The sequence below is a fragment of the Bacteroidota bacterium genome (assembly GCA_016721765.1).
Classification (GTDB): Bacteria; Bacteroidota; Bacteroidia; order UBA4408; family UBA4408; genus UBA4408.
In genome coordinates this window covers 1,678,595-1,704,932 of the sequence record JADKHO010000001.1, presented here as the reverse complement: position 1 = coordinate 1,704,932, position 26,338 = coordinate 1,678,595, and the positions used below count along the sequence as shown (strand labels likewise).

Sequence of the window (26,338 nt, the reverse complement as noted above, 5' to 3'; positions counted from 1 at the left end):
GTTGAACATTATAGTTAATGCAAAATAAAAAGCCGACTCAGAAAATCAATTCTGAGTCGGCTTTTAGATAAGTATTTATCTATTACAAGCTCCAGTAAGGAATGTTTTTAATTTTATTACGATACATCCCTTTGATGTCAACCAGCACCCCTCCATCAGATAAAATGGATTTGAAATAATTTTCATCATGCTTTTCATAATCTTTATGATTTACGGCAACTACAACTGCGTCATAGCCCTTGCCAATCTTCTCTTCTAAGCCAAAGCCATATTCGTGCTGAAGATCTTTTGAAGCTGCATAAGGATCAACCACCTCAACAGTTACACCAAATGATTTAAACTCCTTAATCACATCAGCAACTTTAGAGTTACGAATATCACTTACATTTTCTTTAAATGTAGCGCCCATTACCAATACAACTGATTTTGTAAGATCTTTACGCGCAGCAATAATTTTTTTAACGGTTGATTTAGCAATGTAAGCACCCATTGAATCGTTTACATAACGACCACTGTTAATAATGCGTGCGTGGTAACCCAATGCTTCTGCTTTATGCGTTAAGTAATACGGGTCCACACCAATACAATGGCCACCTACCAAGCCCGGCGAAAATTTTAAGAAATTCCATTTGGTTCCTGCTGCTTCCAATACCTCATAGGTATTGATTCCCATGCGGCTAAAAATGATTGAAAGCTCATTCATAAAAGCAATATTTAAATCGCGCTGAGAGTTTTCAATAATCTTTGCAGCTTCAGCCACTTTCATCGAAGAAGCACGGTGAACACCCGGCTCAATTATACTTTCGTAAACTTTAGAAACCTGATCCAATGATTCTTCATCACAACCAGATACTACTTTTAAAATTTTTGTAATGGTATGTTCCTTATCGCCCGGATTAATTCGCTCCGGAGAGTAACCTACTTTGAAATCGGTTTTAAATTTCAATCCCGAAAGTTGTTCCAACACAGGAATACAATCTTCTTCGGTACAACCCGGATACACAGTTGATTCATACACTACATAATCACCTTTCTTTAACACTTTTCCAACTGTTGTGGATGCGCCAATTAAGGGTTTCAAATCCGGCAAATTAGCGTCATCAATAGGAGTAGGCACAGCAACAATAAAAAAATTAGCTTGCTTTAAAACATCCAAAGAGGAGGTAAATTCAATATCACAACCTTCAAATGCTTCTGCCGGCAATTCTTCGCTTGGGTCAACTTTGTTTTTCATCATTTGAACTCGCGATTCATTGATGTCAAAACCGATTACTTTAAATTTTTTCGCAAATGCCAGAGCAATTGGCAATCCAACATAACCTAAACCAATTAATGCAAGTTTAGCTTCTTTTTTTACTAGTTTTTCGTGTATCATAATAGTGTTTAGAATTGAGATTTAATTGTGTTTGTTCTTTTTAATCGAGGTACTTTAACTGTGTTTTTTAGCAGAGGTTTCAAAAATATCAAAATTAATTACGCAAAGCATAAATTCTTTCTATTATATCAACCACTTTTAAACCTTCTAATGCATTGGTAGTGATGGTGGTTCTATCTTTTAAAGTGTCTACCACATTCTCAATAATAAAATGGTGATTCGCAGCCGAACCCTTATAAGTTCCATAATCGTTGGCCGGATTTGAAGGCGGAAGTTCCGGCATTGTATAGTCTTTGATGTGACAATACTCCACTTCATTCATATATTGCCCGCCAATTTTCACACTTCCGTTTTTTCCGATTACGGTCATACTGCTTTCCAAGTTAATATCCCAAATAGCGGTCGAATAACTAATGCTTCCCATGCCTCCATTCACAAAATTAAAATTCACCAAACCCGAATCTTCAAAATCAGTAGAATGCTTGTGTGTAAAATCATTGAATTTTGCTTGAATGTCTTTTATATCGCCAAACAGCCAATACATGATGTCGATAAAATGCGAAAACTGTGTAAACAAAGTTCCCCCATCAAGTTCATTATTCCCTTTCCAATTGCCGGCTTTGTAATAGCGATCATCGCGGTTCCAAAAACAATTTAGCTGCACCATAAACACTTCACCCAGTATGTTATTTTCAATTATTTCTTTAATCCAAACAGAGGGTGGTGAATACCTGTTTTGCATCACACAAAACAAATTTTTGTGCATTTGAAGCGCCTTGTAAATTAAGGCTTCACAATCGGATTTGTGCAATGCCATTGGCTTTTCACACACTACATGCATTTTATTTTCCAAGGCAAGCAATGAATGTTTCGCATGTAAGCCATTGGGAGTGCATACACTAATCACATCTATTTCGTGTCCGGCTGCTATCAAATCTTCAATTGAAGCATAAAAAGGAACCTCCAAATTAGCGAGCCCAAGGCTTTCTTTTGGAGCGGTGTCACAAACTGCAATTAATTGAGCTTCGGGATTTCTACGCACCATTTCAGCATGTCGTTTCCCAATGTGACCTTGCCCAACAATTGCAAATTTTATTTTTTTATCCACTATTAAATTTTCGCTAAAGAAATTTTATTTATTTGATTTCAATCTTCAGCCTTCGTAACGGCTTTATTTGAAAATACATATTTTTGCTTGGATTCCGGGCATACAGCAAATCCGGCGGCATCAAACTTTAAGCGATGCCCATATTCACTTATCCAACCCAATTGCTTTGCAGGGTTACCCACCCATAACGAAAAAGCAGGAACATGCTTGGTTACTACAGCACCGGCACCAATAAAAGCATACGCGCCAATGTTATGCCCACACACAATCGTTGCATTTGCCCCAATTGAAGCACCTCTTCCAACATGCGTTTTAGCATATTCACTCTTGCGGTTGATTGCACTGCGCGGATTAATCACATTGGTAAATACCATAGAAGGTCCTAGAAAAACATCATCCTCACAAGTAACGCCGGTATAAATGGAAACATTATTTTGAACCTTCACATTTTTGCCCAGCACCACTCCGGGTGAGATCACAACATTTTGTCCAATGTTACAATTTTCACCCAACACACAATTCGACATGATATGCGAAAAATGCCAAATTTTTGTTCCCCTTCCGATTCGGCAACCTTCGTCCACATAAGCAGATTCGTGCACTGAATACTCTTTTTCCATGGCTTAGTTAAAACTGCGGTGTTCTGTTTTGAATAATTCTTCTTTTGATAGGGATTTAAAATAATCGTAAGTAATTTTCAGGCCTTCTGCCCGACTTACCTTTGGCTCCCATCCTAAAATTTCGCGGGCTTTGCTAATATCCGGTTTACGCTGTTTTGGATCATCTTGCGGAAGTGGTTTGGATATCAGCTTTTGAGAAGTCCCTGTAAGCTTAATGATTTCTTCACCAAATTCTTTAATGGTGATTTCAGCAGGATTACCAATGTTTACGGGATAAACATAATCGCTTAACAACAATCGGTAAATGCCTTCTACCAAATCATCCACATAACAAAACGAGCGGGTTTGACTGCCATCGCCAAACATGGTTAAATCTTCACCACGCAAGGCTTGACCTATAAAAGCCGGTAACACACGTCCATCGTTTAAACGCATACGTGGACCATATGTATTGAAAATACGTACAATGCGTGTTTCCACTTTATGATAGGTGTGATATGCCATTGTAATGGCTTCTTGAAAGCGTTTTGCCTCATCGTATACACCGCGCGGACCTATTGGGTTAACATTGCCCCAATAATCTTCCGTTTGCGGATGAACCATGGGGTCTCCATACACTTCGCTGGTGGAAGCAATTAACATCCTCGCTCCTTTTGCTTTTGCTAAGCCCAACAAATTGTGTGTACCAAGTGAACCAACTTTTAAGGTTTGAATTGGGATTTTTAAATAATCGATAGGACTTGCCGGTGATGCAAAATGTAGGATATAGTGTAAATCACCGGGTACATGCACAAATTTTGAAACATCGTGATGATAGAACTCAAAGTTGGCAAGCTTAAACAAGTGCTCGATATTTCGCAAATCACCGGTTATCAAGTTATCCATGCCCACCACACTGTACCCTTCCTTTATAAATCGATCACACAAATGCGATCCTAAAAAACCTGCTGCTCCTGTAATTAATACTCTTTTCATAATTCTTATTTTAAATTCCAAATATGCATCGCGGATGGGCTTAACATTAAATTACTCTAAAATGTTATTCTTTCCTCACCCCTTTAACTAATTCACCAAAGCTCTTCCTACACTACAATAGTAATATCCCATTTCGCGCATTTGTGATAGACTGTATAAATTTCTACCATCAAAAATAACTTTTGATTTTAGCAGCTTATCCAATTGTTCAAAATCCGGAGTTCTAAAAATATTCCATTCGGTAGCAATCAATAAAGCATCTGCATTTTCTAATGCTTTGTAAGGGTCTTCTGCATACAAAATTTTATCTCCGATAAGGTTTTTTACATTGTTCATTGCCTCAGGGTCATAAGCAACAACACTTGCTCCTGCTTTAATTAACTCTTCAATCAGGTACAATGCAGGTGCTTCACGAATATCATCTGTATCCGGCTTAAAAGCCAAGCCCCCACAGCGCAATACGCTTGCCCTTTAAATCGTTCTTAAAATACTGCATCATTTTGGGAATGATGCTCGTTTTTTGACGCTCATTCACGTCCATTACGGCATTCAATATTTTAAAATCATATTTGCTGTCTTGCGCCGATTTTTCCAAAGCTTGCACATCTTTCGGAAAGCAACTTCCTCCGTATCCGATACCGGGAAATAAAAAGCGCTTGCCAATTCTGTCGTCTGAGCCAATACCAATTCGAACTGCATCCACATCTGCACCCAATTTTTCGCAGAGGTTAGCAATTTCATTCATGAAAGTAATCTTGGTTGCCAGAAATGCATTTGCGGCATATTTAGTCAACTCTGCTGATTTCTCGTCCATAAAAATAATGGGGTTTCCTTGTCGCACATAGGGTTTATACAAATCCTCCATCATGCGTTTTGCTTTCTCAGAGCCGGTGCCAATCACCACTCTATCCGGTTTCATAAAATCATCCACAGCAAAACCTTCACGCAAAAATTCGGGGTTCGAAACAATATCAAAAGATCCATCCCAAGCAGCACCAACATGCGTTGTAGTTTTAAGTGTAGATAAAACTGCTTCACGCACCTTATCCGCTGTACCCACCGGCACTGTACTTTTATCCACAATAATTTTATACTCTTGAATTAATTTACCTAAGTCTTTTGCAACGCCTAGAATATAACTTAAATCCGCACTGCCATCTTCTCCCGGAGGTGTTGGCAAGGCAAGAAATATAATTTTGGCTTTATCAATAGCCTCTTTTAAATTGGTTGTAAAATGCAGTCGCCCCTGTTTAATATTCCGTTCAAATAATGCATCCAAATGTGGCTCATAAATGGGAATTTCGCCTGCTTGCATTTTTTTTACTTTCACTTCATTAATGTCTACACAGGTAACATTGTTTCCTGTTTCGGCGAGGCAGGTGCCTGTCACTAAACCTACATATCCTGTTCCTACTACTGCTATATTCATGTTTGGGCTGTTTTTTATTGATTAGAGGTTTTGCGCATCTGAAGCTGCACTCAATTATTGGGTAAATGAATTTCCTTATTTTACAAATTCCAAAACAGTATCGCAGATATACTTTAAAGTTTCAACATCCAATTCAGTATGCATGGGCAGAGAGATAACACTCGCACAAAGTTTTTCGGTAACAGGAAAATCTCCGGTTTTGTAACGTGTATCGGTATAAGCCTTTTGCAAATGCAGGGGAACCGGATAATAAATCATAGCAGGTATATCTTTGCTTGCCAAATAATCCCTCAGTGCCATTCTATCAACACCGCTTAATTGCAGTGTGTATTGATGAAACACATGGTTTGAATTTTTGCTCTTGCGGGCGTTTTTAGTTTGGGATGATTTGCAAAAGCCTTGTCATAATAAGCGGCAGCAGCGTTTCGCGCCTTCGCATAATTGTCGAGTTCACGCAATTTAATTCTTAATACCGCCGCTTGAATGCTATCCAACCTGGAATTCACGCCAATACTATCGTGGTAATACAATACCGATTGCCCGTGATTGGCAATCATGCGAATAGATTTTGCCAAAGCATCATCATTGGTATAAATGGCACCACCATCCCCATAACAACCTAAATTCTTAGATGGAAAAAAGGAGGTACAGCCTACAGTTCCTATTGTTCCAGCTTTCTTTTTATCGCCATTCGCAAAAGTAAACTCTGCTCCTATCGCCTGCGCGGTATCTTCTATAACATACAAGTTGTGTTTTTTAGCCAATGTCATCAAACCCTCCATATCGGCACATTGTCCAAAGAGGTGAACCGGAACAATTGCTTTTGTTTTTGGGGTAATTGCTTTTTCCACCGCTTTTAAATCAATATCGAAAGTATCTGGCACCACATCTACTAAAACCGGTGTTAAACCAAGCAATGCAATAACTTCGGCTGTTGCAACATAGGTAAAATCAGCGGTAATTACTTCGTCGCCGGGTTTTAAACCTAGTGCCATCATTGCAATTTGCAAGGCATCGGTACCATTGGCACATGGGATTACATGTTTTACACTTAAATACGTTTCCAACTCTGCTTGAAACGCCTTCACCTCAGGACCGTTAATAAATGCTGTATTTTCCAACACATTCATGATGGCTGCATCAACTTCTGTTTTAATTTTTAAATATTGACTTTTGAGGTCAACCATTTGTATTTTTTTCATCACCTTTTCCATAACAATAGTTCTTTTAAAAGAGCTGCGAAGGTAAATAAATTTCATCTAACTGGGAAGGACTGAATTCATCGCAATTACCCATATAAAAGCTATATTCGCAGCAATTTTTATACAATGAAAATCAGTTTGATTTGTTCCGGGTTGATCCTGTTGTTTTTGACTCAATCCTCTTCGGTTAAAGCGCAAGCGCACGTAAAAGATTCACTCCTGCTGGCCCCATTGGTGGGAGTTAGCTACAGTTACCAGCTTTCGGGAGGCGATTTAAAAAACGATTCGGAAATAATTCAAATGTTGGGGCCATCTTTTACTTAAAAACTAAATCCAATTGGCTGGTAGGGGCAGATTACTCTTACCTTTTCGGATCGAAATTAAAAGAAACAGGAATGCTCGATAGCATTAAAACCACCACTGGTTATGTGATTGATGCAAACGGACAGTATGCCGAAACACGTATGTTTGAACTCGGATACACAGCATCCGTAAAATTTGGAAAATTGTTTCCCTACCTTTCTCCAAATAAAAATTCAGGCTTTTTTTGTGTGGCAAGCGTGGGTATGTTGCAACATAAAATTCGTATCGAAGATATTGGTAACCGCTCTCCTCAACTCACTAAAGAATACCGCAAAGGCTACGACCGCCTTACTAATGGAATGTCGATTGGTGAATTTGTTGGGTATTTGTATTTAAGTAATAATCGCTTAATTAATCTTTATGGAGGATTTGAGTTCACTCAAGCATTTACTCAAAATCGCCGCTCCTATAATTTTGATACGATGGAACGGGATACCAAAAAGAGGAATGATTATTTATCCGGTTTTCGATTAGGTATAATTCTACCTTTATACAAGCGGGGTCCAATGGATTTTTATTACGATTAAGCAATTTAAAATTCGTTTATAGCCCTATAGCGACACTCAAATCACTATGCGAATCATTTATTCCTTTTTTATATTTTGCTATAACCTCAGTATACGGATTGCTGCTTTGGGGAATTCAAAAGCAAAGCGCTGGGTGGATGGAAGAGAAAACATTTTCGAATTGCTGGATGCTGCATTTAAAAACACCTCTCCTCTTACAAAAATTATTTGGATGCATTGTGCATCACTTGGTGAATTTGAGCAGGGCCGTCCTGTGCTAGAAAGGTTTAAAAAACATGAACCTGACACTAAAATATTTCTCACTTTTTTTCTCCTTCCGGTTACGAAATCCGAAAAACTATGCCGGAGCCGATTGGGTTTTTTACCTTCCCATTGATTCGAGAAAAATGCTAAACGCTTTATCGAGCTTGTTAATCCAACTATAGCCATATTTGTAAAATATGAGTTTTGGTACAATTATCTGGAGGAATTGTATCAAAAAAATCCCTTGCTATTTCATTTCCGTTAACATTCGTGGTGACCATTATTTTTTGAAATGGTATGGAAGCTGGGCACTCAATCAATTAAAAAAGTAACCCATTTTTTGTTCAAAACCAAAGCTCGGTTAACCTAATGGCAAATGCGGGAATTAAGCACTGCACCCTTGCCGGAGATACCCGATTTGACCGTGTGATAGAAATTTCAAAGCAAGCAAAAACATATCCCGAAATAGCCCAATTTTGCGCAAACAAAATCGTGTTAGTAGCAGGAAGCACTTGGCCCGAAGATGAAAAATTAATTGCAGCATGCCTACAAGCCCAACTCACAAAAAACACCTCCTTAAGATTAATAATTGCACCACACGAAATTGACGAAAGCAGCCTTCGCGCTACTGAATCCCTTTTTAAGCACTTAAAACTTGCGCGTTATTCTAACTTGAAAAATGTAGCATCTGAAAATTTAGAAGTGCTGCTAATCGATAACATTGGCATGCTTTCATCGCTTTATAACTATTCGAACATTTGTTATATCGGTGGCGGCTTTGGGCATGGGATACACAATATTTTAGAAGCTGCAGTTTTTGGGAAGCCCATTCTCTTTGGCCCACATTTTCAAAAGTTTGAAGAAGCCATTGAACTCATAAAGCGAGGTGGTGCCACCAGTATTTCAACTTTTGATGAACTAAATTCCCATTTAGCAGAATTACTAAGCAATGAAAACAAATATCGCGAACAATGCTTGATTTCTCAAGAATTTGTTCGCGATAATGCGGGAGCGGTGGAGCGGATTGTTAGTTTTCTATCCGCTTAAAAATATACCTTTATTTCATTAAGGTTAATCGGTAATGCTTTTCCGTATACGTTATGGTTGTATCCTTAAAAATTGCAGTAGCTGTTGGCTTATATTGGTACTGATTTACTATCGAATCCTTAACGTTAATAAAACACTTATTGTTAGCATCAATGCTACCCTTACCATTAAAATAATGCCTTACTTGAATTCTATTGAAATTGTCTATTACAACTACTTCCAATCCAAATTTTTCAACAGATGCCGGGCTTTTAACAACACTAACTGTTCCATTTAATTTGTTAATATATGCTGACATTATATATTTAGTTTTATTTAGGTAATTATTTTTCAACCAAAAATTGCCAAATATCAAATTCCAATTGTAGATAGTTGATGCAGTCATTGTTTGCGTATAATCAAGGGAATCAATTCCATTACCTAATGAGTCGAGATTTACTTGATGCAATTGATATAAACCTGCCAAGCTTTTAGAAAAATTGTTCACCTTCACTTTTCTTATTATCGATGCTCTATTACCGGCATTATCATAAGCAGTATACTTTACTTCGTTGGAACCAACTTTAGTTAAGTAAATTGAATTGGTTATTAAAGGCACCAATTCACCATCTTCTTCATCATAAGCAGTAGCCCCAAATTCAACATAATAAGTTGAATCAAGTGTTATTAAAGAATCACCTATGAGGCTAAGAACGGGATCAATTCTGTCCTCCTTCTTTTTACATGATTGAAACATAAACAGTCCAATAATGAGAGCCGAAAGTACAATGATGTGCAATTTTTTCATTTTACGCTGTATAGGAAAATACAAATATTTATTCAATAACAAGTTTTTGATTTCTAACAACATTTCCTGCAGTAAGTTTTATAAAATAAATTCCCTTTGCAAGATTTGCTCCTTCAACTGTAAAATTATTAATACCAGATTTCCCTTTTGTGAAAGTTGAATAAACTTCCTTTCCAGCCAAATCAAAAAGTTGAATGTTGCAATCTGAATTATTATCCAAAGCATATAATAATTGAAATGAGCCGTTGCTTGGATTAGGATAAGCATTAAAAGGGATGGATGTGTTAGTAGCATTATTTATTGCAAGGATTAAACCGCCGTTCAAATTAAAACGCTTAACAAATTCTTGAAAATACAAATTCGCAATATTGGCATCATGCACGATTACAGTATTCTCATCATTTTTTTGATCGGCGCCATTGCTCCAGTTATGTGATCCCGTTAATACCAAAGGATCTGAGGCTAAATTTGATTGATCCACAATGGCATATTTACTGTGCATAATACCACCTTGATTGTATTTTTTAGCTTTTACACCAATGGCACCACGTACAATTTGCCATGATACATTTGGTTGGCCAGCGCTGCCAGTATCATTCGTAAGAAAATAACATCCAACACCGGCTTGATTTGCATTCGAAATTGCATACGCCAAATCGTTTCGTGTCATGATCATAATTTCCACTTCAATATCACTACTTGCAGAATTTAATGTTTTAATAATTTGAGAATTAGTTCCATCCGTTGGACTAAAATACTGCTCAACACGTTTACCTCCAATTAAAAACTCATGCACTGTATTGTCTGATTTAAAGGGTCCAAACTTAGCTGCACTTAAATTCGGTTGTAAACCTGTATCTCCAAACATTTCATTAAACTCTATTTTGTAAGAACGACAAAGTGTTTGATCTTGGAAGATGATAATATTTTGATTATCGGTATTAATTTGACCATCGGTCCAATTGCATGAACCAGTCCATAAGATACAATCATTCGGGTCAGCTGAATTACCATCAATAATCATAAATTTATTATGCATAATACCATAAGCTGAAGAGGTTGGACTAGAAATACGGCCAATGGCAGCATTAAGGTTATTAAATCCAAAATTATCTGCAGTTCCATCATAAATTCCACGAATCCTTACCCCTCTGTTGTAAGCGTTATTTAACGCAGTAGAAATATTTGAAATTCCATTATTGTTAAAGTTATAAATGGTGAAATCAATGGTGTATTTAGCTCTATCAATGTAAGCGATTAAGGTATCATCTGTCAAATTTGCTAATTGAATTGCATGATTCGTTGATGAATTTGCTTGCAAAGTGTCAACACTTCTATTAAAATATACTTTAATATCTCCTGTTGAATTTGATACGGTTCCAAATAATCGAATACCTGAATAGGCAGTATCAGTACCGTTTAAAGAAAAAGCTTGTGCATAATAGATCGTTCCTGGAGTAAGTCCAGTGGCAATAACAGTGTTTGCTGTACCGGCAAAAGTTCCAGAAATTGTTCCTAATTCAAGAGCACTGGTTAATCCATATTTAATATAGGATTGTGTTGGAGTAACATTGCTTGACCAATCAATTTGAAATCCACTAGTTGAGAGGTTGGAGGCACTTAACTGAGTTGTTACACTAATCCCATTGGCTGCTATTAAATCATTAAGATCACGCGGCAATAACTGATAACCTGTCAAGCATCCACTTGAAGTTATTGGAGGACAAAATTGCGACATTATACCTCTAATAGAAACAATTCCAGCAGGAATAAGTGTTCCTACTAATGGATTTCCTGTACCAACTCGAATAGCTCCCGTTTGACCACCGCTTGAATAGGTATAATTTGTATTACCCGCAAAAGAGGTTCCACCTGCAGCAAATGATGCATTGTCAATTTGGACTAACTCGCCTTCATAGGCTTCCGAAACTTGGCTAGGATTAATTATTGTTCATTAAGGACTCTTCCTGTAATTGTAACTGTACTACCAACTGGTGCAGTACGTGCAACAGAAATTTGTGCGAAAGTAACAGGTGCTGAACAAAGTAGTAAAGCCAAGCCTAAGATAATTTTTTTCATGTTGTATATATTAATTATTATTTATTTTAAAGTTAGAAAGACAATTTAATGGATGCCACATATTTTCGGCCTACGCCAAAAAACACTAATGCAGAATTGGCGTCGTACCCTAATCCATTTTGTGCATCACTAATATATTTTGTGTTCAAAACATTTGTTACACCTAAAGAAAACGAATAACGTATTGATTTTTGACCTTTAACTTCATAGCCAGTAAATGCATCAAATAAGCCATAATTTGGCATTTTCCAGGATTCCATATTAGCATGTGCTTCATCCAGCAAATCAGGTCTAAAGCTTGCATAATTTTTTCCAAAGAATGTAAATCGAGCTTTAACATACAAATCCTTAAAAAGTTGATATTTCAAACTTGTAGAATATTGAAGTTGCGCGGCATTTCCAACATGAACATTTTTTGAATAATAATAAATTGTTCTTAGTGCTCTTCCGGTGACTTCATCATAAATTGTCACGGAATCGTCTGATTTATAACGCCAATCACCAAGTGAGAATGCATTTTCCCAATCTAGTTTTTGAGGTATTATTTTAAAATTAGTTTCAAGTTCAATCCCTTTATGTAGTGCATTAATTTTATTCAATCGGTAATTAATCGTTTCCTCATCACTAATTGGAATTTGAACTGAAGCATCTGCCGGTTTATTCTTCCATTGTGTGCGATAGATATTTAAGATAGCCGAAAAGCTATTGTATTTTATTCCATATCCTAACTCAATACCTAAAACCTTTTGATCATCGGTGTTGTAAGCTATTCGATTGCCCGATGTTTCAAATACATTGTTAAATCGTGGCGCAATATTTAAATACCCCACATTTAAATACGCATTTTGGTGATCATTGAGATTATAATTCGCTCCCCCTTTAACAGTGTAATTATAAAATGTTTTTTCAGGTGTTTCAGAATACCTTGCTTCAGGTGAATCGATTGTATATGATTTTGCGCCTACAATATAGCTATCAGATAACCCAATAAAGGGAATATTATTTGTAATGTAGGTTGTATCATTTGAAGTGCGAATAATTGCTCCTTCTGTTGCTTTGGTGGATAATTCGCCGTTGTAAAAAAATGTTTCTCCATAACCAACCATTGTTGGAAATATCTGACCATCTATCACCAAATCTTTTCTTAAAAATTTATCTACTCTTTTGAATTTCGATTGTGAGCCAGATAGCGTAATAAATACTGATAATTTGTCTAATTTATATTCTACTTGTCCAAAAATTCCTTTCCATTTAACATGCCCTTCGTAATTGAAAGCTATTTTATCACCAACTACTTTTTGGTTATTCGCAATTGATTGATTCTGATCTGCACCATCAATAAAATAATTACCGCCAATTAAGTCATAAACCTTACGATAGTGGTAGCCTGTATAGTTTCTTAAGTCTATACCTAACATAATATTAATCTTGTCGTTGAGCTGGTAATTGGCAGTTGACAATAACCCATACCAATTGTGATTATTTGTATTGCTACCTAGTATTACCTTTGATTCCTTATTCAAATTTGAATTATAAATGGATTGAAAATTAATTTCACCATTAGGGGCATCATTGGTAATTCCACCCACATTAGAAGTTCCCCCACCTTTTCCAATAGATAAATAAGCGACAGTAGTAATATACAATCTTCGATTAACATTCCAAGAATCATTAATACTCATTAAGGGTTTGTGAAAATAATTTACACGCTCATTTTTAACTACATGGTTTAAATCCACATCATCATATTCGCCCCAATGTTGGTTGTATCTTAACCCTCTAGGAAATTTACCTAAGCTAGTTGGACTGTAAAATGAGTCAACATTACAGTTGAGCTTTTCAGCCGTTTCCTTATCATATTCTGCGATTGATAGTTTAAAGGAGCGCTGACCATGCTTTTGTGGAGCTCCGTTAATTCCTGCAGAAACCAAGTGCTTTCCTAGGCGCACCTGTCCTTTAAAAAAATAGCTATATGCTTCCGTCCAAGTTCCATCCACCCAACCATCTCCTTGCTTGGAAGATAATGCGAGCGTAAAACCAAATCTATTGTTAATTAATCCTGAATTGTAAGATAAAGCAGTCTTTCGGTAATTGTTGTTACCAAATTCCTGACGAAGGCTACCTTGCATTTTACCATCAATACCTCTTGTAATGGTATTCATTGTGCCACCCACTGAGGCTACAGCTAATTTTGATGCCCCCAATCCGCGCTGAACCTGAACACTTCTAGTGATATCACCTAAGCCATCCCAGTTGCTCCAAAAGACAGCCCCATTTTCCATATCATTTACCGGCACACCATCAACCAAAACAGCCATGTTTTCCTGACTGAATCCCCTTAGTGTTATCCTAGAATCACCACTACCCCCACCTTGTTCTGTGGCATACACACCTGGGGTTGAATTCAAAATCATCGGCAAATCTCTTGAACCTAACTCTTCCTGAAGTTTTATTGGATTAATTGTCGAAAATGCTACTGGCGTTTCGCGTGTTCGGGCTACATCTGCTTGTATTACAACCTCTTTTAGCACTCTTGTTTCCAAAGACGCATTTACTACAACTGAATTTCCTGCAATTTTTACTTTAAATTTTTGAGATTCAAAACCCACATAAGAGATTGTAACGGTATACTCTCCATCTTCAACACTTAGCGTATACTTTCCGTCTAAATCCGTTGTTACCCCTTTTCCTTCTCCAACCATAACACTCGCTCCAATAACTGTTTCACCGGTAGTGTTATCTTTTACAACACCTTTAATTGTTCCTTGAGCAAAAAGTTGTAAGGAAAAAAAAGTCAATAAAATGGAAAGAAAGTGCTTATTCATATAATTAGGTTCAAATAAAAATGCTAATGGGGCTTAGTAAGTCCATTAGCATTTCTAATTTTTATTAAATGATTATTGTATAGTTATTTTTTTCATTGATTTTGTGCCGTCTTTCATTCTCACAGCAACAAAATAAAGTCCTTTAGGATATGAAGAAGTATTAAGTGTAAATGTTTTATTCAAATCATTTCCAGCAAATTCAGCCACTTTTTTTCCTAATTCATTAAATAATTCTATTGTACTTATTGACTCCTTTGCTCTAATATATACTATTGAGTTTGTTGAAGGATTAGGATAAATACTAACAGAAGTATTTCCTTTTTTCATTTCATTTAATCCTAAAGTACAAAGGCAACTATGATGACCCAAACTATCGAAAGTGTTTTTTGGTAAAGTATCCCATTCAGCTAAAGCATAAAAAGTAGCAGTATCAGGATTAACAGAAACGCCTGATTGCACTCCGTAACTTCTTGTAAGCGTGCGATCCTTAGTTAGATAAGTACCAACTCCTGTATAATATGGTGGGGTATCAGTCCATGCTCCAGAACCTGCAATTCCATTACCATCCAAAGGACGTTCACCTCTACATCCAAAAATATCTACATCCTCCCAAACTCCTCCTGCACCGCTTTTCTGAAGAGATAATGCATCATCTCCATTAAAACTTACACATTTGGAACCTTGCACCGCTGCGTTATAAACTGGACTGTAAAATCCACCTTGACCCATAGTTTGTAAATTATTTGCAATTGTCAGTAAATTTGCAAAAAGAATGGTATCCACAGCTGGAGCACCAACTACTCTTCTATCTAAAAACACAGTGTAGGTTTCACCGGAAGCAATTGTTCCCGTAAGTGGTTGCACATAATCTCCGGTTGCAGGAACAACATCACTATTGGTTGAACCATTGCTCCATCTCACAATTCTATAATTACCGGTTAAAGTAATAGTACTTGGTGTTGGATTAAAAATTTCAAGAGCTTTATTATTGTAAGTTCCTTCTACATATTCAGAAAAGAACAACTCACTGCATTGCGCATTCGCTAGCGTTGCAAAAGCTCCAATTGTAAAAATTGTAAGTAAAAATTTTTTCATTTTTTTTTAATTTAGATATTTTATTTTGTTTGACTTTCTTGCTGAAAAAGCGGTTTTAAGATGCTAGGTAAACAGAATTAATTTACATAGTCTTTTAGGGTAATCACTTTCTTGATGTGTGCAAATGTATAATATTTTATACCTAAAACAAGCCATTCGGCTTTTTAACAATTTGTTCTTAGTTTAGAAACATTTTCCTTACAAATTGGCTGTTATAGCTCATTTTGATAAGCTAAATTTAACACTAAATGTGGACTTGCTGCATTTAAATATTATCCACCATTTCCTTCACCATTTTTGGCAAATCAAATTTTGGTGCCCAATTCCAATCCTTTCTAGCATAAGCATCGTCAATGCTTCCCGGCCAGCTATCTGCAATTGCCTGACGAAAATCCGGTGCATAATCAATGCTGAATTGAGGATAGTAATTCTTAAGCTCCGCTGCGATTTCCTTGGGTGTAAAATCCACACCACTAATGTTATAGCTTGAACGAATCTTAACCTTATCTGCATCTGCCAGCATAATATTTACAGTAGCATCAATGGCATCGGGCATATACATCATGGGCAATCGGGTTTCTTCCGAAAGAAAACAGGTGTACTTCCCTGCCTTTTTCGCTTCGTGAAAAATATGCACAGCATAATCTGTCGTACCTCCGCCCGGTGCGCTTTTCCAACCAATTAATCCCGGATAACGCAAACTGCGCACATCTACTCCATATTTTTGAAAATAATATTCGCACCAACGTTCTCCGGTTTGTTTGCTTATTCCATATACTGTATTCGGTTCCATTACAGTATATTGCGGGGTATTGAGCTTCGGGGTTGTTGGTCCAAATACAGCTATAGAACTTGGCCAATACACTTTTGAAATGTGCTTTTCCTTTGCTAAGTCTAAAACATTAAAAAGCCCGTTCATGTTAAGATCCCAGGCAAATTTTATGTTTTTTTCGGCAGTAGCGCTCAAGAGCGCGGCAAGTAAATATATTTGTGTGATTTTATATTGCTGCACCACTTCGAAGATGCGCTTGGCATTCAGTACATTCAGGGTTTCATAAGGTCCAAATTGACGTAAGGTTTCTTTGTCGGCATCTTTTATATCGGCTGCTATTACATTGCTGTGGCCATATATTTCGCGCAAGCGCATCACTAATTCCGTTCCGATTTGCCCGTTTGAGCCAATCACTAAAATTCTTTCCGTATCTGCCATTTGGGTTACTAAATTTTTGTCAAAAATATAAAAATTGAGCATCCCGAATTATTTATTCTTTAGCACACTGCCTTCAAACCTGGTTGCACAGAATAGCCCAATTGAGCCATTTTTAAATGGAGTGCCTTACCTTAAGAATGCGCCATTCCACGCTGACAAAATCATTTTTTCAAAAAGTTGAAAGCCCTATCTTTGCGCGCTAAACCAAGACGCATTCCAAATGATTTTGCACAACCGTGTAAATAAAAAAGAACTTAAAGAGCGCTTAATGAAGGAAACTATTAAGCGCATTACACTTTCCTTTTATCGCTATGTAAAGATTGAAAACCCTGAATTGCTTCGGGATGAAATGTTTAAACAATGGTCGGAATTAAAGGTGTTTGGTAGAATTTATTTTGCACACGAGGGGGTGAACGCTCAACTGAGCGTGCCGGAAAGCAATTTCGAGCAATTTAAAACACAGCTGTATGCCGATAAACGTTTTGAAAATGCTCCCTTTAAAATTGCGGTAGAAGACGACGGAAAATCTTTTACAAATTATCCGTAAAAGTACGCGAAAAATTGTTGCTGATGGTTTAAAAGACGATACGTTTGATGTGAGCAATGTAGGAAAACACCTCACTGCTAAAGAATTTAACGAAGCGCTCGAATTGCCCGAAACCATTGTGGTAGACATGCGCAACCACTACGAAAGTGAAATCGGCCATTTTGAAAAAGCCATTTGTCCGGATGTAGATACTTTTAGAGAAGAACTTCCCTTGGTGTTGGATATGTTGAAAGGAAAGGAAGACAAAAAATTATTACTGTATTGCACCGGTGGCATACGTTGTGAAAAAGCCAGTGCATTTTTTAAGCACCATGGTTTTGAGGATGTGAACCAATTGCACGGAGGTATTATAGATTATGCCCGACAAGTAAAAGCCGAAAACCTGGAAACCAAATTCCGTGGTAAAAATTTTGTGTTTGACGAACGCATGGGCGAAAAAATTGGCACCGAAATTATTTCCCACTGCCACCAGTGTGAAGCACTCTGCGATACACATGTAAATTGCGCTAACGACGATTGCCATTTACTTTTTTTACAATGCCCCGAATGTGCTAAAAAAATGAAAGGATGTTGCTCTGAAGCCTGCATGAAAATCATTGAACTCTCAGAAGAAGAACAGCGAAAAATCCGCAAAGGCCGTAAAAAAGAAGATTCTCTTTCAGTGTATAAAAGTCGATTACGTCCTAATTTAAAAGAGATGCTGAGTAATGGGAATGTTACTTATTTGCATAATTCGGATAGGCTATAAGTTCAGGAGGAATTGCTTATTTTTACAATCAACTTATAACCTATTACTGAAAAAGATAAATATGAGAGTTTTATTAGATATAAAAGACAATAAAGCAATGCATTTATTAGAAGTGCTTAAGGGCTTACCTTATGTAAAAACCACAACTATCAGTGAGGAAAAGGGGTTATTAATGGACGAGATAAAAGAAGCTGTCGAAAATCTGAAATTGGTTCGACAAGGAAAACTCAAAAGCAAGGCCTGCAAAAGATTTGCTGAATGACTTATAATATTTTTGCTTTACCTCCCTTTGAAAAGCAATTAAAACGCTTAGTTAAGAAGTATCCATCCTTAAAAAAAGAATACGCTGAACTCCTTGTCTCATTGGAAAAATCTCCGGAGCAAGGTACCAAATTGGGAAACAACTGCTATAAAATTAGAATTGCAATTGCTTCAAAAGGGCGTGGTAAATCTGGTGGAGCAAGGTTAATAACAACTCTTGTTATCAAAGACAAAATTGTGTATTTACTTGCCCTTTATGATAAATCGGAAATAGCAAGTATCAGTGATAGCGAGTTAAAAGCACTATTGAGTTTTATTCCAAAACAATGAGTTATAGCAATTGAAAGTTTGCTAAAGACATAAAACTACTGTTTCACAATTTTTCCTGCCAATTTTCTCCTTAAAAAGATATACCCCATCCGGCAATGATTCCACTTGCCAATCAAAAGTAGCACTAGAAATAGTTTTTGAATCAATAAGTTTCCCGTCTGAATTGAACAATTCAATTCTACCCAGCGGTTTTGCATTGCTACTTTTCAGTTGTACTGTTTGATGCACAGGATTAGGATACAGTTGCATTTTTTCATTTGCATGGATAGCATTAACTCCAACTGGAGTTACCGTTAAGATTACTGTATTGGTAACCACGGCAGTATTGTAATCGAAGTAAATATTCGCTGTATTAGATATTTGACTAAACATTATTAGATTGGGCATTTTGGCTTTATCTTGAATTTTACAAAACCATGTGAAGCCGCCTCATTCACATTGCTGTCGGGCAAAAGAATGTTGGCAAAATACCATTTAGCAATGCCATGTTCCACCCAAAAATTGCTGTATGGGAGGATGAAACTAATTGAATGCTTGCCACATCCAAGTCATTAGAAAGTGTATCTGTAACTAAAACCGAAAAAGCAGTATCTGTTCCTGTATTTTGAAAGCGAATTACATATTCTAAATATTCATTTTGGGTGGGAGCAATAAATTCCGGGACTTACTGATTTGTCGTTGGGATCGCCGGAACCCTCACAATTTCGTAAGAGATGCAATGATTATTTTGTGGAGTGGAATCTCCTACAAGTGGCATTATCCATGCTTCCGGATTTACAATTGTTCCACTATGGCCGTTGCTGAAACAGAATCTAAAACTGAAATAAAACCTCCCTCAAAAAGGGTTTAAAGTTCCGATATTCCAAAATAAGGTATCGCCATTTGTTCCGGTTGAAGCAGGAGTGGAAGTCAAATTTGATAATGAAGCAGGTTTCAGATATTTTATAATAACATTCGATAGCGTTTGTGTTCCAACATTTTCATAATGAATTGTGCTTGCGACTTTGAAACCTGAACGAAAACGATTATGGGGTGTGATATCGATTTTTAAATCCTTTGACATACAATTGGATTGAAGGCCAAAAAATATTGTATCCACATGATTAATCGTTATATGTGATGTTTGCTGAGATGGGGTAGTTGTGGAAAAATACTCGGGATGCTTACCTGAAATGTGACATTTCCTGTATCACATAAAGCTGTAAAAAACCATTACCATCACATTGTGCTGAGAAATTTTCAGAATATTTTATCTTAAGATTCATTCCCCTTTCTACACTATCCTTAATTCCATTTGCATTATTATCATTAAAAACAAAGCCCTGCATATATAAGGAAAATTACATGTTGTAAAGGATGAAGAGCAAGGTGGAATATTAAACGGAATGAAAGTGAGGTCCACCGGTATGTTAGGTAGACAAGTAACTAAAGTGTTTTTAAAAATAAAAGTGTTCATGTGTGCATCTGGCAGCAAAGGAAGGCAAGATATAGGATTATCAGAACAATCTAAAGTCCATAAATACATGGAGGAGGAAAGAGTTGGCAAACTTGTAATCATATTATGGTGACAATAAATCTCATTTGCGTATTGATTTAATGGAGGTAGTGATGTGATTGAATTATAATTGCAACTCAAGTATTCTAAATTTAGAGGAAAAGCAGGAATTGTTGAAAGTTGATTATTATCGCAAGCGAGAATATAAAGGCCGCTGGATAATGCGGGAAGGCTTGACAAATTATTATTCATGCAATATAAAGATCCTAAAGAATTAGGAAGCGAGGGTAAAACTGTAAGTTGATTAAAAGAACACTCTAGGCCATCCAATTTTTGTGGTAGATTGGGTAACCATGTCAGTTGGTTATATGCAAATGAGCAAATTCGCAATGAATCTGGAAGTGCTGGTAGTGAAATAAGTTGATTATTATCCGCAATAATAGTCCTTAAGAAATTTGGAAAGGGTGGAAATCCGTTAAGATTATTTCCGGTGCAATTAGGTAAATGAGTGAGTCTGGAAGCGCAGGTAAATTTAATAAATTGTTATTCGTACAATACAATTTTTTAGAGAATTAGGGAGGACTGGTAAATAAGTTAATTGATTTCTGCTACAGTTCAATTCCGTTAATGAACTTGGTAGAGGAGGCAGATATAATAACGAATCATTCTTACAAATTAGTTTTAACAATGAACTTGGCAATACAGGAAGATTCGCTAATGTATTGTTACTACAATCCATAATATTCAAAAAACCTGGTAATGCTGGAAGATTCGTAATTTGATTGCTTTGGCACCATAATTCTTTTAATGAATTTGGTAATGAAGGTAAACTGGTCAATTGATTACCACCACAATATATGATGGCTAATGAATTTGACAATGTTGAAAGGCTCGTTAAATGATTAGCTTCACAATATAGTTTTGTAAGTGAATTGGGTAATTGTGGAAGGATGGATAACGAATTGCTGCTGCAATTACACAACTAGTGAACTTGGAAATGTAATAGTTGTGAGTTGGGTATTTCTGCAATCAAGGTACTTTAATGAATCTGGAAGGTTGTTGATAGTTACTAATGGATTGTTCCTACAATCTAAATATTGCAATGAACTCGGAAGGAATGAAAGATCTGTCAAGGAATTATTCACGCAAATCAATCTTTTAAACTATCGGTTATTCCAAAGTAGTTTGTTATTGGGTTTCCGCTTATATTTAAGGTCCCAAGCGATTTAGCAAACTCAATTCCACTAATATCTTGGATATTTCGGTTGGAAATATCCAATGAAGTGTCGTACATCATCTGAATACATTGAGAACTTAAAGAATCGCCGGATTGAAAACAAAAGGGATAAAGCTGTTTTAATCTTACTCTAAAATTCGCATCCGGTACCCAAAAATTCTGAGCAATCAAATTCACTTAGCAAACAAAAAATAAATAGGGGAAGGATGGTTTTATTTTTCATGGGCTGCATTTGCACTAAAATTAGTCATTTAAATTATAACCCCTTAAAACACTTTTAGCAACCAAAAAAAGGCAAGTCAGTCTGAGCGGAGTCGAAGACCAAGTACTATGCATTTTCACATCGCGTATGGTCGCCCTTCGACTACGCTCAGGGTGACCGAACGAACATTCAGATTGACCGAATGTGTAATTCAGTGGATCTAAATTAGGATAATAAATCCCCAAATTTCATTGTTGCATCAAGCTATACAAAATTGTAACTTCGTGGCTTCAAACCACAGCCCATGCCAATCTATCACAAACTCGGAAATATTCCGCAAAGCGGCACACTCAATTTAAGAAAGCCGATGGAGGCTATTATTACGAACAACTTTTTGGTACCGAAGGGTTTAATGGGCACTCCTCCCTCCTGTATCAGGTGCATCGCCCCACGCAGGTAAAAGAAATTCTTAAATCGGTGAATGTTGCTCCTAAGATTGCCATCGATAAAAATATAAAAGCCTTACTTTTAAAAGGCTTTGATGTAAAACCAAAGGAAGATTTTTTAGACAGCCGCAAAGCCATGCTCGTGAATGCTGATTGCATTATAGGTTTGGCTGCACCTCAAAAATCTATGACTTCGTATTTTTATAAAAATGCAGATGCGGATGAACTGATTTTTGTGCACAAAGGAAAAGGAACGCTGCGTACTTTTATGGGGAATATTCCTTTTGAATATGGCGACTACCTTATCATTCCGCGCGGCATGATTTATCAAATGGAATTTGAAACAAGTGAAAATCGTTTATTTTATGTGGAGTCCCATGCGCCCTTTTATACGCCCAAACGTTACAAGAGCAGCTCCGGTCAATTGTTAGAACATTCTCCCTTTTGTGAGCGCGATTTTAAATTACCGCTGCAACTCGAGACATACAATCAAAAAGGTGACTTTTTAATTAAGATTAAAAAGGAAAATATGTTGCACGAAGTGGTGTATGCTACGCATCCCTTTGATGTGGTAGGTTGGGATGGCTATAATTTTCCTTTCGGTTTCAGCATACATAATTTTGAACCCTTAACTGGACGTGTTCACCTGCCGCCACCGGTGCATCAAACATTTGAAACTTCTACCTTTGTGGTATGTTCGTTTTGTCCGCGTTTGTATGATTATCATCCGCTAAGTGTTCCCGCACCTTACAACCACAGCAATATTGATAGCGATGAGGTATTATATTATGTGGATGGTGATTTTATGAGCCGCAACAACATTGAGCAAGGACATATTACCTTACATCCAAAAGGAATTCCCCACGGTCCGGCACCCGGCGCAATGGAAAGAAGTATTGGTCAAAAAGAAACGCAGGAGTTAGCAGTAATGGTAGATACTTTCAGACCTTTAATGGTAACGGAAGAAGCAATGGGAATTGATGACGGGAAATACTACAAATCCTGGCTGGAATGATTGGTTGATAAGCTGATTAGCCGATTAGCCGATGGGTGGATTTGTGGATTAGCTGATTGGCCGATGTTGGGATAAGTTGATTATTGGATATGATTATTGGATGATTTTGCGATTTTGATTGTAGTTGATTTGGGGGTTTTATTTTTATTTGAAAAAAAAATTGTCCTCAAAATGTCAGAGAATCCAAAATACAAGAACAATCTAATTGTTAAACTAACTTTTGATTTTTCAATTAACATAATTAGTTTTACTGAATACTTAGAAAATCTCAAAAAGTACAATTTAAGTAATCAACTTTTCAGATCAGGAACAAGTATCGGAGCAAATGTTAAAGAGGCGCAAAATGCTGAGAGCAAAGCAGATTTTATTCATAAATTAAAAATAGCAGCGAAAGAAGCTGATGAAACAGAATATTGGCTATTACTTTGCGAACATTCAAAATCATATCCTGATTCAGTAGAATTACAAGAGCAGTTAACGATTATCAGAAAAGTGTTAAATAAAATAATAGGATCATCAAAAAAATAAAATCATTAAGAATTAATACCGGCTAACAAATCAACAAACTAATTTTTCAACAAATTGGCTAATTGGCTAATAGGCTAATAGGCTAATCAACTAATCAAAAAACATGGAAATAAAAAATGTAGAATACGGTTTAGAAAAAATATTTGAAGGAGCACAAGATTTTCTTCCCTTATTAGGAACCGATTATGTGGAGTTTTATGTAGGAAATGCAAAGCAAGCAGCGCATTTTTACAAAACCGCTTTTGGCTTTCAATCCTTCGCATATAAAGGTTTGGAAACAGGAAGTAAAGAGTATGCTTCTTATGTGTTGGCACAAGATAAAATCCGCATTGTGCTTACTACTCCGCTTAATTCCAAGTCGCCCATTAATGCACATCTTGCCAAGCATGGCGATGGTGTGAAAGTAATTGCACTTTGGGTGGAAGATGCTACTAAATCATTTGAGGAAACCGTAAAGCGTGGAGCTAAACCCTTTATGGAACCAACTGTTGAAATGGATGAACACGGTGAAGTAGTACGTTCCGGAATTTACACCTATGGCGAAACCGTTCACATGTTTGTAGAACGTAAAAATTACAAGGGAGCTTTTCTTCCCGGATTTCAACCTTGGAAATCGGATTATAATCCTACTTCGGTTGGCCTAAAATTTATTGATCACATGGTTGGAAATGTAGGCTGGGGCGAGATGAACCAATGGGTTAAATGGTATGAAGAAGTAATGGGTTTTGTGAATTTTTTATCGTTCGACGACAAACAAATCACCACCGAATATTCCGCGTTGATGAGTAAGGTAATGAGCAATGGAAATGGCAGAATTAAGTTTCCTATAAATGAGCCGGCCAAAGGAAAAAAGAAATCGCAAATTGAAGAATACATCGATTTTTACGAAGGCCCTGGCGTGCAGCACATGGCTATTGCAACCGATGACATCATCAAAACTGTGATGGAATTAAGAGCACGTGGAGTTGAGTTTTTATCCGCTCCGCCACATGCCTATTACGAGGAAATTCAAAAAGATTAGGTAAGCACATGGACATGATGAAAGAAGATATGACCGTTATTGAAAAACTGGCTATTCTCGTAGATGCCGATGAAGACGGATATTTACTTCAAATTTTTACCAAGCCTCTGGAAGATAGACCTACCGTATTTTTTGAGATTATTCAGAGAATGGGAGCCAAAGGATTTGGTGCCGGAAATTTTAAAGCGCTATTTGAATCCATCGAAAGAGAGCAAGAAAAACGAGGAACTTTATAAAAGTTTTATCCACAAAAAAAGCCCGCAACGTATATACGTAGCGGGCTTTTTTTATATCTATTTGATTAATCCTCAAATACCCAAATCATTTTTTCTTTCTCTACCAGCTCAGTAAACTTTCCAAAGAAACGGGTAGCTTTCACACTGCGATCGTCAATCCAATGGTAGTTACCACCTCTTGGTTTTCCAAACATAATTCCATGGTATTTAAAACCATTGTCTTTTAACCATTGTTCAGTGTAGGCACGATGCGCTTCTAAACGCGAAGTAAAAAAAGTAATGATGTGGCCTTCGTTGTACCATTTATTAATTAATTCTTTTGCATCCGGGTAAACCGCTGCAGTAAGCATACGCTCCGGTTCTTCATTGGGGATATCGTCGCAAATAGTGCCGTCGATATCAATCAAATAATTCTTAACATTCTCGGGTAGCGTTGGACTAATTTTTTTACCGTCCTTGTCGAATGAGTCTTTTAATAGCATGTTGGTTTTTTGAAAAAAATAAGCTGCGAAGATACGAAAAAAAGAGTTTAAAATAAGGATTTATTAAACCTTCGGAACAGATATAATTTTAGCCATTTTGTACTTCATTAAATCTGTTGGAGTGAATGAAACACTTGGCAAGAGGTATTACATGCCATGAACCTTTTTTTACATAGCTCTGGTAGATTTAAAGAAAATAAAACTCCAATTCTAAAAGCAAAAGCCAAACACACAGACTTCGTGTATCAATTAATCAACATAAGTTTCTTTAATTACAGCTTTTATTTTTGAAATTTCCTTTTCCGTTAAGCTGTCATAGGTTTTTACAATTCTTATTCTGTCAACACCTCTAATTTGGTCTAAAACAACCCAACCTTTTGTCTTGTTATGTTTTACTTCTACTCGAGTTGGATAGGGTCGTGAACTGGTTGTCATTGGTGCCACAACAATTGTCTGCAAATACTTATTCATTTCGTTTGGAGAAATGATTACACAAGGTCGAGTTTTTTTCATTTCACTCCCTTGTGTTGGGTCTAAATTGATCAAAACAATTTGATATTGTCTTAATTCCATTCTTCAAGATTTTCGTCTTCAAAAATGTCGGCCATTAAAAGTTTGTCCTCTCCATTTTCGTGCATTTTTTTGAATGCTTTATCCCAACCCTTTCGTGGTGAACTTGTCGGTTTTATTATTATGTACCCTTTTTCTAAGATTAACTCAACTGCATCTTTGATATTATACTTTTCAAGTATTGCTTTGCCAAGCCTAATTCCTTTTGAGTTCCCAATTGGTATTACTGCTATATTCATTGTGTTTATAATGTAATTACAAAGTAAGCACATTAATTTTAGTTTTCCAAATTTTATTTCTATAATTCTAATTGTCTTGGACTGCTAAAATTATTA

Annotated in this window: 26 protein-coding genes and 5 pseudogenes; 11 read left to right on the top strand and 20 right to left on the bottom strand. The window is 36.6% G+C overall.

Going from position 1 to position 26,338, the window contains the following annotated elements:
* Nucleotides 1–82: 82 nt before the first annotated feature.
* The 6 genes and pseudogenes from IPP32_06140 to IPP32_06115 all read right to left on the bottom strand — a co-directional run bounded on the left by IPP32_06140 (nucleotide 83) and on the right by IPP32_06115 (nucleotide 6,709).
* Entirely contained in the window at nucleotides 83–1,372 is a 1,290-nt protein-coding gene (locus tag IPP32_06140) for a nucleotide sugar dehydrogenase (protein ID MBL0047661.1), read from the bottom strand.
* A 97-nt stretch (nucleotides 1,373–1,469) separates the two neighbouring features.
* The gene (locus tag IPP32_06135; GenBank protein MBL0047660.1) at nucleotides 1,470–2,483 is read right to left on the bottom strand and encodes a Gfo/Idh/MocA family oxidoreductase; all 1,014 of its coding nucleotides are present in this window, start codon (nucleotides 2,481–2,483) and stop codon (nucleotides 1,470–1,472) included.
* Nucleotides 2,484–2,521: 38 nt separating this feature from the next.
* Complete coding sequence (locus tag IPP32_06130; GenBank protein ID MBL0047659.1) at nucleotides 2,522–3,103, bottom strand: N-acetyltransferase; 582 nt, start codon at nucleotides 3,101–3,103, stop codon at nucleotides 2,522–2,524.
* Between the two features lie 3 nt (nucleotides 3,104–3,106).
* Nucleotides 3,107–4,078, bottom strand: coding sequence for an SDR family oxidoreductase (locus tag IPP32_06125; protein ID MBL0047658.1), 972 nt, complete (start codon nucleotides 4,076–4,078; stop codon nucleotides 3,107–3,109).
* Between the two features lie 87 nt (nucleotides 4,079–4,165).
* Nucleotides 4,166–5,507 (bottom strand): annotated as a pseudogene (locus IPP32_06120) (UDP-glucose/GDP-mannose dehydrogenase family protein).
* 75 nt (nucleotides 5,508–5,582) lie between these two features.
* Nucleotides 5,583–6,709, bottom strand: a pseudogene (locus tag IPP32_06115) (DegT/DnrJ/EryC1/StrS family aminotransferase).
* Nucleotides 6,710–6,835: 126 nt separating this feature from the next.
* Between IPP32_06115 and IPP32_06110 the strand changes: the two are divergent.
* The 5 genes from IPP32_06110 to IPP32_06090 all read left to right on the top strand — a co-directional run bounded on the left by IPP32_06110 (nucleotide 6,836) and on the right by IPP32_06090 (nucleotide 8,889).
* Complete coding sequence (locus IPP32_06110) at nucleotides 6,836–7,033, top strand: hypothetical protein (GenBank protein MBL0047657.1); 198 nt, start codon at nucleotides 6,836–6,838, stop codon at nucleotides 7,031–7,033.
* Nucleotides 7,034–7,104: 71 nt separating this feature from the next.
* Entirely contained in the window at nucleotides 7,105–7,599 is a 495-nt protein-coding gene (locus IPP32_06105) for a hypothetical protein (protein MBL0047656.1), read from the top strand.
* Nucleotides 7,600–7,645: 46 nt separating this feature from the next.
* On the top strand, nucleotides 7,646–7,975 hold the full coding sequence (locus IPP32_06100; protein MBL0047655.1) for a hypothetical protein: 330 nt from the start codon (nucleotides 7,646–7,648) through the stop codon (nucleotides 7,973–7,975).
* Nucleotides 7,976–7,999: 24 nt separating this feature from the next.
* Entirely contained in the window at nucleotides 8,000–8,107 is a 108-nt protein-coding gene (locus IPP32_06095) for a hypothetical protein (GenBank protein ID MBL0047654.1), read from the top strand.
* Between the two features lie 104 nt (nucleotides 8,108–8,211).
* On the top strand, nucleotides 8,212–8,889 hold the full coding sequence (locus tag IPP32_06090) for a hypothetical protein (GenBank protein ID MBL0047653.1): 678 nt from the start codon (nucleotides 8,212–8,214) through the stop codon (nucleotides 8,887–8,889).
* Between the two features lie 10 nt (nucleotides 8,890–8,899).
* Here the strand turns inward: IPP32_06090 and IPP32_06085 are convergent, their stop codons facing one another.
* The 5 genes from IPP32_06085 to IPP32_06065 form a co-directional block, all read right to left on the bottom strand.
* Entirely contained in the window at nucleotides 8,900–9,676 is a 777-nt protein-coding gene (locus tag IPP32_06085; protein ID MBL0047652.1) for a DUF5011 domain-containing protein, read from the bottom strand.
* Nucleotides 9,677–9,704: 28 nt separating this feature from the next.
* Nucleotides 9,705–11,414, bottom strand: a complete 1,710-nt coding sequence (locus IPP32_06080; protein MBL0047651.1) for a T9SS type A sorting domain-containing protein — start codon at nucleotides 11,412–11,414, stop codon at nucleotides 9,705–9,707.
* A 373-nt stretch (nucleotides 11,415–11,787) separates the two neighbouring features.
* Entirely contained in the window at nucleotides 11,788–14,580 is a 2,793-nt protein-coding gene (locus tag IPP32_06075) for a TonB-dependent receptor (protein MBL0047650.1), read from the bottom strand.
* A 72-nt stretch (nucleotides 14,581–14,652) separates the two neighbouring features.
* Nucleotides 14,653–15,675, bottom strand: a complete 1,023-nt coding sequence (locus IPP32_06070; protein ID MBL0047649.1) for a T9SS type A sorting domain-containing protein — start codon at nucleotides 15,673–15,675, stop codon at nucleotides 14,653–14,655.
* A gap of 265 nt (nucleotides 15,676–15,940) precedes the next feature.
* Nucleotides 15,941–16,885 (bottom strand): NAD-dependent epimerase/dehydratase family protein, encoded by a 945-nt coding sequence (locus IPP32_06065; GenBank protein MBL0047648.1) that lies wholly within the window; start codon nucleotides 16,883–16,885, stop codon nucleotides 15,941–15,943.
* 220 nt (nucleotides 16,886–17,105) lie between these two features.
* Here IPP32_06065 and IPP32_06060 point away from each other — a divergent pair.
* The 3 genes and pseudogenes from IPP32_06060 to IPP32_06050 all read left to right on the top strand — a co-directional run bounded on the left by IPP32_06060 (nucleotide 17,106) and on the right by IPP32_06050 (nucleotide 18,771).
* A pseudogene (locus IPP32_06060) lies at nucleotides 17,106–18,180 on the top strand (rhodanese-related sulfurtransferase).
* 61 nt (nucleotides 18,181–18,241) lie between these two features.
* The gene (locus IPP32_06055) at nucleotides 18,242–18,442 is read left to right on the top strand and encodes a hypothetical protein (protein MBL0047647.1); all 201 of its coding nucleotides are present in this window, start codon (nucleotides 18,242–18,244) and stop codon (nucleotides 18,440–18,442) included.
* Nucleotides 18,439–18,771, top strand: coding sequence for a type II toxin-antitoxin system RelE/ParE family toxin (locus IPP32_06050; GenBank protein MBL0047646.1), 333 nt, complete (start codon nucleotides 18,439–18,441; stop codon nucleotides 18,769–18,771). The genes IPP32_06055 and IPP32_06050 overlap by 4 nt, the downstream gene beginning before the upstream one ends.
* 21 nt (nucleotides 18,772–18,792) lie before the next feature.
* Here IPP32_06050 and IPP32_06045 read toward each other — a convergent pair whose 3' ends face one another.
* The 6 genes from IPP32_06045 to IPP32_06020 form a co-directional block, all read right to left on the bottom strand.
* Nucleotides 18,793–19,158, bottom strand: a complete 366-nt coding sequence (locus tag IPP32_06045) for a T9SS type A sorting domain-containing protein (GenBank protein ID MBL0047645.1) — start codon at nucleotides 19,156–19,158, stop codon at nucleotides 18,793–18,795.
* Between the two features lie 46 nt (nucleotides 19,159–19,204).
* Complete coding sequence (locus IPP32_06040; protein MBL0047644.1) at nucleotides 19,205–19,423, bottom strand: DUF11 domain-containing protein; 219 nt, start codon at nucleotides 19,421–19,423, stop codon at nucleotides 19,205–19,207.
* A gap of 183 nt (nucleotides 19,424–19,606) precedes the next feature.
* Nucleotides 19,607–19,834, bottom strand: a complete 228-nt coding sequence (locus tag IPP32_06035) for a hypothetical protein (protein ID MBL0047643.1) — start codon at nucleotides 19,832–19,834, stop codon at nucleotides 19,607–19,609.
* Nucleotides 19,835–20,044: 210 nt separating this feature from the next.
* Nucleotides 20,045–20,329, bottom strand: a complete 285-nt coding sequence (locus IPP32_06030) for a hypothetical protein (GenBank protein MBL0047642.1) — start codon at nucleotides 20,327–20,329, stop codon at nucleotides 20,045–20,047.
* A 469-nt stretch (nucleotides 20,330–20,798) separates the two neighbouring features.
* Nucleotides 20,799–21,146, bottom strand: coding sequence for a leucine-rich repeat domain-containing protein (locus tag IPP32_06025; GenBank protein MBL0047641.1), 348 nt, complete (start codon nucleotides 21,144–21,146; stop codon nucleotides 20,799–20,801).
* 270 nt (nucleotides 21,147–21,416) lie between these two features.
* Nucleotides 21,417–21,680, bottom strand: coding sequence for a hypothetical protein (locus tag IPP32_06020; GenBank protein MBL0047640.1), 264 nt, complete (start codon nucleotides 21,678–21,680; stop codon nucleotides 21,417–21,419).
* A gap of 329 nt (nucleotides 21,681–22,009) precedes the next feature.
* Between IPP32_06020 and IPP32_06015 the strand changes: the two are divergent.
* From IPP32_06015 to hppD, 3 genes and pseudogenes are all read left to right on the top strand, one after another.
* Nucleotides 22,010–23,166: pseudogene (locus tag IPP32_06015) on the top strand (homogentisate 1,2-dioxygenase).
* A gap of 171 nt (nucleotides 23,167–23,337) precedes the next feature.
* Nucleotides 23,338–23,694, top strand: coding sequence for a four helix bundle protein (locus tag IPP32_06010; protein MBL0047639.1), 357 nt, complete (start codon nucleotides 23,338–23,340; stop codon nucleotides 23,692–23,694).
* A 103-nt stretch (nucleotides 23,695–23,797) separates the two neighbouring features.
* A pseudogene (hppD, locus tag IPP32_06005) lies at nucleotides 23,798–24,951 on the top strand (4-hydroxyphenylpyruvate dioxygenase).
* Between the two features lie 65 nt (nucleotides 24,952–25,016).
* Here the strand turns inward: hppD and IPP32_06000 are convergent.
* From IPP32_06000 to IPP32_05990, 3 genes are all read right to left on the bottom strand, one after another.
* Nucleotides 25,017–25,433 carry a phosphoheptose isomerase gene (locus IPP32_06000; GenBank protein MBL0047638.1) on the bottom strand — a complete coding sequence of 139 codons (417 nt, stop codon included), beginning with the start codon at nucleotides 25,431–25,433 and terminating at the stop codon, nucleotides 25,017–25,019.
* A 249-nt stretch (nucleotides 25,434–25,682) separates the two neighbouring features.
* On the bottom strand, nucleotides 25,683–26,006 hold the full coding sequence (locus tag IPP32_05995; protein ID MBL0047637.1) for a type II toxin-antitoxin system PemK/MazF family toxin: 324 nt from the start codon (nucleotides 26,004–26,006) through the stop codon (nucleotides 25,683–25,685).
* Nucleotides 25,997–26,242 (bottom strand): AbrB/MazE/SpoVT family DNA-binding domain-containing protein, encoded by a 246-nt coding sequence (locus IPP32_05990; protein MBL0047636.1) that lies wholly within the window; start codon nucleotides 26,240–26,242, stop codon nucleotides 25,997–25,999. The genes IPP32_05995 and IPP32_05990 overlap by 10 nt, the downstream gene beginning before the upstream one ends.
* Between the last annotated feature and the right edge of the window lie 96 nt (nucleotides 26,243–26,338).